The organism is Flavobacterium sp. AG291, assembly GCF_003350375.1.
GTDB classification, from domain to species: domain Bacteria; phylum Bacteroidota; class Bacteroidia; order Flavobacteriales; family Flavobacteriaceae; genus Flavobacterium; species Flavobacterium suzhouense.
Window position 1 is genome coordinate 44,535 of the sequence record NZ_QQAR01000015.1, and the last position, 12,899, is coordinate 57,433.

Annotated in this window: 9 protein-coding genes; 5 read left to right on the forward strand and 4 right to left on the reverse strand. The window is 37.7% G+C overall.

Annotated elements, in window-relative coordinates; all coding sequences use genetic code 11:
• Window positions 1-14 precede the first annotated feature (14 nt).
• The 5 genes from mazG to DEU42_RS14930 all read left to right on the forward strand — a co-directional run bounded on the left by mazG (window position 15) and on the right by DEU42_RS14930 (window position 7,493).
• Complete coding sequence (mazG, locus tag DEU42_RS14910; RefSeq protein WP_114759124.1) at window positions 15-788, forward strand: nucleoside triphosphate pyrophosphohydrolase; 774 nt, start codon at window positions 15-17, stop codon at window positions 786-788.
• Window positions 789-806: 18 nt separating this feature from the next.
• Window positions 807-1,925, forward strand: coding sequence for a hypothetical protein (locus DEU42_RS14915; RefSeq protein ID WP_114759125.1), 1,119 nt, complete (start codon window positions 807-809; stop codon window positions 1,923-1,925).
• A gap of 200 nt (window positions 1,926-2,125) precedes the next feature.
• Window positions 2,126-5,839, forward strand: coding sequence for a T9SS type A sorting domain-containing protein (locus DEU42_RS14920; RefSeq protein ID WP_114759126.1), 3,714 nt, complete (start codon window positions 2,126-2,128; stop codon window positions 5,837-5,839).
• A gap of 38 nt (window positions 5,840-5,877) precedes the next feature.
• Window positions 5,878-6,996, forward strand: coding sequence for an RHS repeat domain-containing protein (locus tag DEU42_RS14925; RefSeq protein WP_255418265.1), 1,119 nt, complete (start codon window positions 5,878-5,880; stop codon window positions 6,994-6,996).
• A gap of 8 nt (window positions 6,997-7,004) precedes the next feature.
• Window positions 7,005-7,493, forward strand: coding sequence for a hypothetical protein (locus tag DEU42_RS14930; RefSeq protein ID WP_114759128.1), 489 nt, complete (start codon window positions 7,005-7,007; stop codon window positions 7,491-7,493).
• 508 nt (window positions 7,494-8,001) lie between these two features.
• Here DEU42_RS14930 and DEU42_RS14935 read toward each other — a convergent pair.
• From DEU42_RS14935 to DEU42_RS14950, 4 genes are all read right to left on the reverse strand, one after another.
• Window positions 8,002-10,065, reverse strand: coding sequence for a DUF349 domain-containing protein (locus DEU42_RS14935; protein ID WP_114759129.1), 2,064 nt, complete (start codon window positions 10,063-10,065; stop codon window positions 8,002-8,004).
• Window positions 10,066-10,203: 138 nt separating this feature from the next.
• Window positions 10,204-10,944, reverse strand: a complete 741-nt coding sequence (locus DEU42_RS14940) for a shikimate dehydrogenase family protein (RefSeq protein ID WP_114759130.1) — start codon at window positions 10,942-10,944, stop codon at window positions 10,204-10,206.
• Window position 10,945: 1 nt separating this feature from the next.
• Window positions 10,946-11,347: an energy transducer TonB gene (locus DEU42_RS14945; protein ID WP_114759131.1), complete on the reverse strand. Its 402-nt coding sequence runs from the start codon at window positions 11,345-11,347 to the stop codon at window positions 10,946-10,948.
• A 62-nt stretch (window positions 11,348-11,409) separates the two neighbouring features.
• Window positions 11,410-12,813, reverse strand: a complete 1,404-nt coding sequence (locus DEU42_RS14950; protein ID WP_114759132.1) for a tetratricopeptide repeat protein — start codon at window positions 12,811-12,813, stop codon at window positions 11,410-11,412.
• Window positions 12,814-12,899 lie beyond the last annotated feature (86 nt).

Sequence of the window (12,899 nt, forward strand, 5' to 3'; positions counted from 1 at the left end):
TAAAAAATAACCAAATGAATACACGCCAACAACAGCTTGATGCCTTCAATCGCCTTTTAGACATCATGGATGACCTTCGTGAGAAATGTCCCTGGGATAAAAAGCAGACATTACAAAGCCTGCGACACCTGACTATAGAAGAAACTTATGAATTAGGTGATGCTATTCTAGATAACAATCTTCAGGAAATAAAGAAGGAGTTGGGCGATATATTGCTCCATATTGTTTTCTACTCAAAGATAGGTAGTGAAACCGGCGATTTTGATATCGCTGATGTTGCTAATGAAATTTGTGATAAGCTAATTCACCGTCACCCGCATATTTATGGTGATGTGGTGGTAGAAGACGAGGAACAGGTGAAGCAAAACTGGGAAAAACTCAAACTTAAAGAAGGTAAAAAATCAGTTTTGGAGGGCGTGCCAAAGAGTCTTCCGGCATTGGTTAAGGCCAGTCGTATTCAGGATAAGGCAAAGGGTGTTGGTTTTGATTGGGAAGAACCGCATCAGGTATGGGATAAGGTTCAGGAAGAACTTGAAGAATTCCAGGAGGAAGTTAAAAACGGAGATCAGGACAAAATAGAGTCTGAATTTGGAGATGTATTGTTCTCTATGATCAACTATGCCCGTTTTCTTAATATCAATCCTGAAGATGCTCTGGAACGTACCAATAAAAAATTCATTAAGCGTTTCATCTATCTTGAAAGCAAGGCTTCAGAGCTTGGTAAGCCATTGGCTGATATGACGCTTGCCGAGATGGATGTTTTTTGGAATGAAGCAAAAAAACTATAAATCACTTTTACTTACTATATGAACAAATTTCTGGCCCTGCTGTTGTTTACAGCTCTTTGTTTTGGGCAAAAAATAACCGTAGCCGATTTGCAGTTGCGTATCAATCCGTCATCATCCGAAGAGCTTTTTTATAGTTTTGCTGCGGGCGACAAAGTGTTACTGACAGTTGAGGAAGCTAACGGGAACGCTGTTGATGAGGTTTCGGTTTTTGAATACCCCGAAACATATAAGTACAAAGGGCATGATGTAAAGAAAGAAAAGAACAGGGAATTTGTTATTGGTAATAAAACAGTCTATAAATTCAAATTTAGCAATACCGCAACAGATGTAAGATTGTGTATGGTTAAGATTGTACGTATACCGGTATCAAAACAAACTGAAAATCACGTAACATCTGTAAAATGGATAACAAAGCAGGATACGGTTTGGAATTCGGTTACAAAAGATGTTGTTGTTGGATATGATACCCTTAAGGTTCAAAAGACACGTAAGGTAGCCTATTTCGAGAAAAAATATGAGGAAGTAGTAATGGATAAAAACCAAAGGGTGGAGGCTAAAACTACTTTTGGAGAAACAAGGGTTAGCGTGCCTTTTTCTCTTCCGATAAATGTAATTGGTAAAGATGAAACCAAAAAAGTTGTGGCTTGGGCTTATTGGGTAGGAGTAGGGAAGGAAAGTAATGAATACTGGAACCAAAACCGTAAAATGATAGTTGGAGCCGTTCAGGGAGCGGCCAGTTATTTTACAACACCATTAGGTGGTATCGCTGCCGGTGCACTGACTAATCTTGCATTGCCTTCTAATGGTGAAGATGTGGGGTATGTGTTGTTGAATGAATCTAATAATAAACTTTTATTTCAGGATAAAGCCTATAAAGCAATTGATGAAGGTAAAGGGATAGCAGCTTATAAACGCTTTGTGGATGGAGGAATGCTTCAGGGTGCATTTTCTTTGGTGCTGATAAACGACAACTATGTACAGCCTATAGATGTAAACATTAAAGTCTCTGCCATCGTAGAACATACAAAGTATAAAGATGAAAAATTTATGGATTTTTCAATCACTCCAAGGTATGAAAAGAAGATTATAAAAGAACCGCAGTTAATTTCGTACAAAATTCCGGTCTCTCTGAATTAATGTGCGTAGAATTAATCTGAAGATTATTAACTACTTATGCTTTTTTTGTGTTAAATTTTAATGTTTAATATTTGTTAAAGTTTTATTAGGGTTTTGTTTCAGGCTTTTTTGTTATAAAAATGTAATTAACGTAAAACGTTGAAATTTTAGGTATTAATTTCTTAATTTTCTAAAAATTACATTAACCTAAATTTAGCTAAATGACAAAAAAATTACCTAATTTAATTTTGGGTTTGATGGCGCTTTTTGCTGTAGGGACCACAACAGCACAGGAGTATCAAACCATGCCGATTGCCTCCGGTCTCAATGCCGACGTTATCGCTAATGGAACGGGCACAGTCGTTTCAACAACAAGTATAGATTTTGATGGTGCAGGATTCAGTTTAGTCGCAACTGATTGGAAACTGAATAGTTCAAGCACACCTATTAGTTATGGAGTTCCTGCAAATGGACTTATTAATTCTATAGTCACAGCAACTTCAGGATTAAGTTATCAGTTGGCACCGTTAACGGGCAATAACTCATTAAGAATAACTACCGCTAATACGCCCGGGACTATTACTTTTGCAACTCCTATACCCGTAAATACGCTGTATATGCTTGTTAATTCAGGAAGTGGAGATGGAACCATTAATGCTGTTGTTAATTTTTCAGACGCAACAAGCCAACCCTTTAACAATTTGTTGGTTCCTGACTGGTTTAATGGTGCAAATGCGGCAATACAAGGTATTGGACGTGTAGGATATACTACCAATGTTCTTGAGCCCAATAGTACTAATCCAAGAATGTATCAGTTTCCGCTAGCAATATCTTCGGCGAATCAATCTAAACTGGTGCAAAGTGTTACAATAACCAAAACAGCAGGGACTGGTGTTGTGAATGTTTTTGCTTTTTCAGCAGATGTTTATACCAGCTGTCCATCTCCAACAAATTTAACCTATGCTTCAACTACTGATGGTGCTGTTATAAACTGGACGGCACCTGCTTCGGCACCTTCAAGCGGTTATGAGTATTATACTTCTTCATCTGCTACTCCGCCAACTGCATCTACAACACCTACTGGTAGTGTTGCGGCAGGCGTTACAACTAAAACACTTACAGGTTTTGCTATTGGATCGTCTTATTATTTTTGGATAAGATCTAATTGTGGTGCTACTAAAGGTTTTTGGAAACAAATTGTTTTCACACCGGGGCAGATTGTTTTGACGTATACAGCAGGTGATCTTAATAGTGAATATAACACTTCTCCTGCTTTAACTACTGTTCCAACATGTCCTGCTAACCTTACAGCTACAATCCCTCCAGGATTTAAGATTGCTTCGGTAGCAACCAGTTATAACTATACATCGCAGGCAGGGCTATTCATGTCTGAGCAGCGATCTATCTTAGCGTGTACAACAAACAATACTACAGAGGCCAGTATAGCTACTTCTACTGGTAATGGAGGTACAGCGATTTACAACCGTACAGGTATATCTATAGCAAATGATCTTGAAGGAACAGTTGCGTTCCAGTTAAGAGTTTGGAGAGTATGGGGTGGTTCAGGATGTAATGTTACTTATGGTAAAATCGATAACAACACATGGAAAGTAACCATAAACCTTGCGTATGCAACATGTACTACACCGGCTACTCCAACAGCTGCAAACCAAAATATCTGTCCTCAGGCTACAATGGGAGATCTTACTGTTGGGGGTATTTCCGGTGCTGTTTATAAATTCTATACAGCTCCGACAGGTGGCACTGCAATTGCATCAACTGCAGCAGTTTCAAACGGAACATTTTACGTGTCACAGACAATAGGTACTTGCGAAAGTGCAAGATCTGCAGCATTTACTGTTACACTGGCTCCTACAGCATTACCAACAGCAGCTCCACAAACACTTTGTGGTGGTTCTACTGTGGCAAATTTAGCGACTACATCAGGTGTAAATATCAAATGGTATGCTGCCGAGACAGGTGGTACTGCTTTAGCAGCTACTACTCCTCTTGTTACAGGTAATTACTATGTATCTCAAACGGTGGGAGGATGTGAAAGTGCAAGAGCTACTGTTGCTATTTCAGTAACTACTATAGCACCTCCTACAGTAGCAGCACAAACTTTTTGTGCAGGTTCAGGAGCTACAGTGGCTAACTTGGTTGCAACTGGTGATGCTAATGGAACTATAAAATGGTATGCTTCTGAAACAGCTACTGTAACTTTAGCTCCAACTACAGTATTGGGTACAGGTACTTATTATGTTTCTCAGACAGTGGGTGGATGTGAAAGTATTAAAGTTTCTTGTCAGGTTACAATTGCTTCAGTTGTATCTCCTGTAATCCCTACACAACAATTATGTTCAGGTGCTACGGTTGCGAATCTTCCGACTAACCCTAACGTTTCAATTACATATAAATGGTATGCAACACAAACAAGTACTACACCACTAACATCAGATACGGTATTAGCAACAGGCACTTATTATGTTACACAAACTATAGCTGTTTGTGAAAGTGCCAAGTCTACAGTTCAGGTTTCAATTAACACTGTAACCTCTCCTGTAGTTGAGGATCAGGAGTTTTGTGCAGGTGCTACCGTTGCAGATTTACAGGCTACACCTGCTGCAGGGAATACTATAAAATGGTATGAAACTGAGACTAGTGCTACAGCGCTTACAGCTACAACTGCACTAGCAACAGGTACTTATTATGTTTCACAAAGCATCAATGGCTGCGAGAGCAGTAAAGATGCAGTAGCTGTAGTTGTTTTTGATGCTGTTGCAGCTCCGGTTACGGCTCCACAGTTGATATGCTTTGGTTCTACACTTGCTGATGTTCCTGTTACAGCGGAAGAAGGAGCAACTCTAACCTGGTACGCTAGTGCTACAGCTACAGCGTCATTAGAGGCATCTACTCCGGTTATTACGGGTACTACATATTATGTTTCACAAACTTTAGGTAACTGTGAAGGAGCAAGAGCTTCAATAACAGTAACTCTTAATAGTATAGCGGCTCCTGATGCGCAAAACTTTGCTATTTGTAACAGCTCGCTTTTTGCTGAATTACCGGTAGAGGGTCTGCCTGATGCAACATTTAACTGGTATAGCTCACAAACGAGCACTGTACAGCTTGAAGGATTAGTTTCAGCAGGAACTTTCTATGTATCGCAAACTGTTGATGGTTGTGAAAGTCCAAGAACAGCAGCTACGATTACATTAACGAATGTTCCTACGCCATTCCCGGCTGCTCAGCAAACATTCTGTGGAGAAGCTTTTGTTGCAGCTCTTGAGGCTGGTGCTACAGCAGGTTATACTGTTAACTGGTATTCTCCAACAGGAGATCCTGTAACGCCTAATGATGTTCTTGTATCGGGTCAATATACTGTAACACAAACAATGGGTGAGTGTGAGAGTATAGCTGCTACAGTTGATGTTGTCGTTACTACTATGCCGGATGCACCTGTAGGACCTGCAGATCAGGATTATGAAAACGGTCAGACTGCCGGTGATCTTGAAGTTGAGTTCATTGCTGGCGCTACAGTACAATGGTACTTCTTAGATGAAGATGTATGGATTGAAATTCCTGCAACCACACCGCTAATTGATGGTGCTGTATATGGGGTAACTCAAACTGTAGGTGATTGTGAGAGTGAAGTGCTTGCTATAACTGTAAATATAGTATTAGGTGCTGACGATTTCGCTCTTGCGAACCTTGTAATCTATCCAAATCCATCTTCTGATATTATGAATATCGAAGGAAGAGAAAATATAACAGAGCTTTCTGTGTATAACCTTCTGGGTCAGAAAGTACTTTACCAAAAAGTGAATGCTACTTCAACTCAGATCAATATCTCATCACTGCCAAGTGCCACCTACCTGCTTATGGCAAGCGGAGCAAATGGCGGAACTGCTACTTTTAAAATTGTAAAACAGTAACAGAGTAATAGTTTTTAGTTTATAAGAGGGGTTCGGCTATTGGTTGCCGGCCCCTCTTTTTTTATTTTTACGTTTTTAATTACTATGATTACTATCCTTTCGGGATGCAGGTACCGAACCGATTCTATAATGGAAGCGATTACAGGTATGGCTTCCAGGGGCAGGAAAAAGATAATGAGATTAAAGGCGAGGGTAACAGTTTAAATTATACCTTTAGGATGCACGACCCGAGGATAGGTAGGTTTTTTGCGATTGACCCACTTGCAAAATCATATCCACATAATTCGCCATATGCTTTTGCTGAAAATAGGGTAATTGATGGAATAGAGCTTGAGGGATTAGAATATTTTTATACAGCTAGTGGAAGTTTTATAACAAAAATAGGTGATGACAAACAAGTTCGAATTGTTAAAGAAAAAGATGTACAACAATTACAAAAAGATGCTAAAAATGCTGAAAAATATTTGAGTGGTCTAAAGTCAGATTGGGAGATTAGTAAAAAAGCAATAGAAAATTCGGCATCTTATACAGCACCGCTAGGTGTAGATAATACTTTATTCCTTAGGATTGCGGGACTTGCATACGGCGAATCTGGATATTCAGAAGAAGTTATAAAAAGAATTCCTTTTACAATTATAAATCACCATACTCAATTGAAAAACTCTGGACTTAAAAAATATGATGAAAAATGGAAACTTGAAAATACCGTATTCAAAATGAGAAATAGATGGAGTGATGATACGTATGCTAATGCTTTCCATTATGGTGCACATGGTAATGGCGCATTTAGGAAATTTTTAGATATTGATTTAGGTGGGAGTGTCGATTTTGAGAAAAATAGTTTAGGAAGAAATAATAATAGGCTAATGAAATTGGCTATATCTTATACAATAAAAGCTATTCAAAAGGAAGCCGATATATCAGAAGGAGCAATAGGTTGGCAAGGGTTAGATATTTTAAATAACGATAATTGGAAGAGTTGGCTTTTTATTCACGACGGTGATAAAACTAATGGTTTTGGAAAATGGACTAATTCTGCTACCTTAGAAAATTCTATTTTTGAATCAACTAGTACTCACAAAGGAACATTTGGAACAACAATATTTTACAAATCAACGGATGAATCTTTAAAAAAGAATCCAACGGGAAAATTATAACAAAAAAAATGAAAAATTACGTTTTAATACTTATGGTTTTTATATCAAATACAATGATATGCTGTAGTCAAGAGTTTAATAAAATTGAAAATAATGCGATTTTCTGTTATGAAGGTAATTCAGACTTTACAGTATTCAAAGTTACTCACGATAATAAAACTTTTAATTTTACTTATCCTACCGATATTTGTGAAACCATTGAACATAAAATAAAACTTAATAGTGAACCTGAAGAAGCATTTTTAATGACTATTGATGATACTATTCAGAAGAAATTGTCATTAAAGGAATCTTATTGGTCTTGTTTACCTATAGGTTCTTGTTTTTTAAATCATAATAAATCTAAAGTCTGCTTACTTGAGTTTTCTTTAATATCTTATATGGGAGGCACAGGCTATAATTACATAGTTGTTGATTATACTGACTTAAATCGAATAATAAGTAAAGAAATTTCATCATCAAATAGGATTACGATTTCTGAATTATTAAATAAATAGTCCCCTGCCCCCGATGTCGCGGATTTGCAATCCTTGACTTACACGAATTAATAAGTAGATGTTTATCTCTACATGTCCTTCATCACTTCGGAAAAGCCCTCGGGTGTAATTCGTGCCTGTATATAAAAGCAAAAAGACAGTTCGATAAGGACTGTCTTTTTTATTGCTGAGAGGTTTGCTTATAACTCTAGCTTTTCAAGTATATAGTAATAAAAGCCATTATATTCTTCATCGGTTTTTGTCGTAGCAAAGCTATTGAGCATGGTGTTGATTGCGTTGTGCTGGAGCGAGCTTCACGCTCGTGTACACAAGCTAAAAAAGATAAATGACAAGCGTATTTGAGTTTTCCTTTTGTTTAGGGGTGTTTAAATAGTTTTTTAACGGATAAATGGTGGTGTTTATTTAGAGGTACGAGTATGACGCTCACGTCAGCAGAAGTATTTCACGATGAGACAGTATATAACAAAAGCCGGCTATTAGCCGGCTTTTGTTATATAGAATAAGAGGTTTATTCTCCTCCTTCCTGTTGCTGTTTTTTAAGCTCCCTGATTTGCTTAAGCTTGTCTTTCCAGGTCTTAAGTTCTTCTTTATGGCGCTCAATGCTCTTTTGTACTTCTTTTACAAAAGGATTGTCGCCTTTAGCGTTAGAAATAAACTGTATATTATTCTCAAGCTGGAAGATCTCTCCCTGAACTTCGTCAATCTTACGCATAATGAAAAGCTGTTCGTTTTCCAGTCTGCGGGTATCATCACCTTCAGAAAGTTGCTCCAGGCGGTTGCTGAAACGAACCATCTCAGTTTCTTTCTTAGACAGGCTCAGTTTTTCGAACAAAGCATCAAGTATCTTGTTGAATTTGCCTTCAATATGTCTTCTTGCCTGAGGAACACGGCCTAAACCTTTCCAGTTTTCAATATGCTTTTTAATGGCATCAAGATCGGTTTTGTGCTCACCTGTAAGTTCAAATCCTTTAAGTTGCTCCAGGTATTCTTTTTTCTTGTCGAATGCTTCCAGTTCTTCGTGGTTTGCTTCGTTGCGCTTAGCGTGAAGCCTGTCGAAGTAATGGTTACAAGCCGCTTTGAATTCTTTCCAAACGCTGTCAGAATATTTTCTTGGTACATGGCCGATGGTTTTCCATTCGTCCTGTATCTGTTTCATAATTGCAGTTGTTGCAGCAAAGTCTTCGCTGTCCTGAAGTGATTTTGCTTTCTCAACAAGTGACTGTTTTTTATTCAGGTTCTCTTGCTGGTCTTTTTTGATGTCTTTGTAGAAAGAATTCTTAACCGTATTAAAGTTTCTTACGGCATCTTTAAATGATGCCCAGGTTTCTTCGTTAACCTCCAAAGGAACTTTTCCGGCTTTGAAGAATTGCTCTCTAAGAGCCTCAATACGATCAATCTGTCCCTGCCATGCATTGTGAGCAGTTATTTTTTCTTCAGATATAGCATTTATTTGAGCAATGATCTCTTTTTTCTTTGCAAGGTTAGCCTCTTCAAGCTCTTTGCTCTTAGCTACAAGCGCCTCACGTTTGTCATGAAGCTGTTTTGTAAGCTCGCTAAAACGGTTCCAAATCTCTTCACGGTGTTCTCTTGATACCGGTCCGATCTCTTCTTTCCATATTTTATGAAGTGCCTGAAGCTCACGGAAAGCCTTACTAATGTCTTCGTCATTTACCAGTTCTTCAACACGTGCAATAATCTTTTGTTTTTGCTCAAGGTTATGTTTAAAGTCCATATCCCTTGCTTCCCTGTCAAGGTGCAGGTGATCATAAAAACGCTCTATATGGAAGTGGAAGTTGTTCCAAACGTGATTGTATTTGTCACGAGGTATAGGTCCGGCATTTTTCCAGCGTTCACGCAATTCGCTTACATGCTTAAGCGAATCTTTAATATTTTCGCCGCCTTCAGCAACATTTTTAAGCTCCTCGATAATTGCTAACCTGTTTTCAAGATTTCCTTTAAGGTCAGTTTGCAATTTTTTGAAGTGTGTATTTTTCTTATCCCTGTACTGGTTGTAAAGGGCGTCAAATTTACTCTTAAGAGGGTAGTGGTATTCAAAGTCTGAAGTATCGCCATTGTTTTCATGGCTGTACTCGTCTTTTTTCTCCTCAATAAAGTGATTGTATTTCGAATAAAATTCTTTTCTGATTTCTTCAACGTGGTCTTTAACGGACATTACTTTCTCTACGGCTGCAAACTTTTCAAGTTCTGCAGCAAGCTCATCCATAGATAGCTCCTCGTAGTTTTTCATAGGAAAATCTTCTGCTTCAAGATGAGACCCATCCTCACCTTGCTCAGCATTAGCTTCGTCTATAGACTCAACAGCAGATAATGATTTTGTTTGTTCAGCTGTTTCATTATCAGTGTTTTCTTCCGGTTCTTCGGCAACTTTAGCAGCCTCAAGGATTTCCTTAGGGGCAAAAGGTAGCTGCCCTTCAGTCTCGTGAACTACGGGTGCTTCCTCGTTTTCATTGTTGTCGTTTTCAGCAGTGTAATCGGTTTGAAGTGTACCGTTTACTTCGTTTAATTGCTCTCCATCTGCATTAAGCAGGTTATCATTCTTTTCTTCTAACATTGTTTAGATGCTTAAGTTTATATTGCTTTATTGCCGAAAGATAAGAAAGGCAGTTCAGAATTCAAAGAAAAACCTTAATTTCTGAATATTTCGGCGGTGTTTTTAAAGATTATTAATGATTTTTTAAAACTGATTGATTTATTTTCGGTTCCATAGTTTCCAGGCTCTTTCAGCCTGGTGTACCAACATTTGGTAGCCGTTAGATGTTGCAGCGCCATTCTGTGCGGCACGTTTCATGAATTCTGTTTCCTCAGGATTATAAACAAGATCAAAGGCCAGATGTTCTCTGGTAAAAAGGCTGTAATCTATTGGAGGGCATTCTTTCATGTTAGGGAAAGTGCCCAGGGGAGTAGTATTAATGATGATCTGGTAATCATTAAAGATATCTTTGTCAAGGTCTTCATAAGCATATACCACATCAGTAGCTGTTCGCGAAACGAAGTCATATTCTATTTTCAGTCGGCGTAGTGCATATGCAACAGCTTTTGATGCGCCGCCGGTTCCTAATATCAGTGCTTTTTTATGATGAGGCATTAATAATGGCTCTAACGCTTTTCTGAAGCCGTAATGATCGGTATTATAGCCTTTAGTTCCTTTTTTAGTAAAGATAATGGTGTTTACTGCGCCTATTATTTGTGCAGTTGGTGAAAGTTTATCTAATAAAGGAATCACTTCCTCTTTATAAGGAATGGTAACATTAAGTCCTTTTAGCCTTTTGGTCTTTTCAATGATTTCCGGTAATTGAGAAATGTCCTCAATGTCAAAGTTGGTATAGGTATATTTATTCAGTCCGGTTTTTTCAAATTTATCCTTGAAATAGCCTGCTGAAAAAGAATAATTTATATTACGGCCCACAAGGCCAAAACGTTTAGATTTCATTTTAGTGGCTTATATATAATGGTAGTATGTAATCTTCTTTTACTGGTTTGCCGTTTATTTCTGCAGGTTTGCATTTTGGATAATTTTTTATGGCGTCTGTTGCTTTTTCTACTAATCCTAAGCTGTCAGGTGTTGAATTTCTAATGGCTTTTATATTGGAAAAAGAACCATCTTGTTCAATGACGAATTTCATATGTAAGGCGTAATCGCCGGGCTCTTCTGTTTTTGCAACCATTACACTTTTATGTACATGTCTGTAAAATGCTTTATAACCACCCTGAAATTCGGGTGGAATGTGAGTATTTTCGGCTTTGTCAGATGTTATTTTACTTATCACCTCATTTTTTACTTCCGGTTTACATCCTGAAATAATCATAAGAGATAATATTATAAATTTCTTCATTTCATAAAAATAAAAAAACCTGACTATGTTTCCATAATCAGGTTGAATATTTTAAAGTAAAATTATTTATTCTTTTTTTCCTGCTTTTTAATAGCGTCCTGAACAATGTCGGAATACCATATTGCAGGGAAGAATTCTTCTATAAGCGTGTGGTGCTTAAAGCCAAGACGTAATCCGTTGCTTAGATGGAAAACGGCTTTTTCTTCTTCGTTCTGCATAAAGTATAATCCGGCTAAACGATATTCAATCTCATACTCCTCAGGAAAATATTCAGTAGCATCAAGTAAAGCCTTGATTGCTGATTCATATTCGCCAAGGGTAATTAACGTATCTGTCCAGAATAACCAGGTATCAAGCTGGTAATCACCAAATTCTACGGCTTTACGGTAACCTTCTTCAGCTTCCTCATGAAAGCTTAGTGCCCTGTTGATGATAGCATAACGTTTCCAGTACAGTTTGTTTTCGTTGTCAATACCAATAGCTTTATTTACATAGTAAAGTGCTTTCTGGTAATTTTTACGTCGAATGTAAAAGTCTGTTATTGCTATCCATGCTTTATCCAATAATGGGTCTTCGTGAACCGTTTTAAGGAAAAAGTTCAGTGCCTGCTCAAAGTTGCCAAGTCTCTCGTAACACTTACCTACGCGCAATAAAGCGAATGAGGTAGGATCGTCAAGTTCCATTGTGATATTGTAGCAGTCTATGGCTTCCCTGTATTTTTTTAGCTTTTCAAGGGTTTTTGCTTTTTCAAGAAAAGCACCCAGGAAAGCATCATCAATAAGGGTTGCATAATCAAAGGCGCGAAGCGCTCCCGGATAGTCTTTTACAGCATAATATTGACGCCCTAGCTGATGCCATGCTACTTCACTATATGGATTTTTGTCAATGAACTTATTCAGGAACTCAATAGCTTCAAGATTTTGGTCAAGGAAATCAAAGCAGTATACTACATTATATAAGGCAGAGTGGTCTTCGGTATCTTCATCAAGGCATTTGATAAAGTTATCCCTTGCCAGCTCTAAATTGTCCATAAAAAGGTACTCCATGCCAATAAGCGAATATACATCGGCAAAATCATCAGTATATTTAAGAGCGGTTTCAAGTAGCTCTACGGCTTTCTCGTGTTGGTCTCTTTTAGAATAAATATTTGCTTTCTGGATATATATTTCTTCGTTGGTAGGTTCAATTGCGTAAAGGTCATTCAGCAATCTTTCGGCGATATCGAGCTTATCATCAAATACCAAAAGCTCCACCTGTACTAATTTTAAGCCTGTTGATTTGGGATGTTGTTCCAAACCTAATTTTAAGGCCTTTTTAGCTAAATTTATTTTTCCGGTGTCAAGGTAATGAAGAATGATATCTTCAAACTCTTCGGAGTCAAAGAAGAATACTTTGTTGGTTTTCAACATAGATTCAAACTTTGATAAGGATAAACTGTAATCTTCTTCTTCGTGGCTCAAATTCATACTCCAATTGTTTAAAATTATCCTTATTAAAGTTACGAAATGTACACCCCATTAGGAAATAATTTATAATTCTTTTGAACAATTTA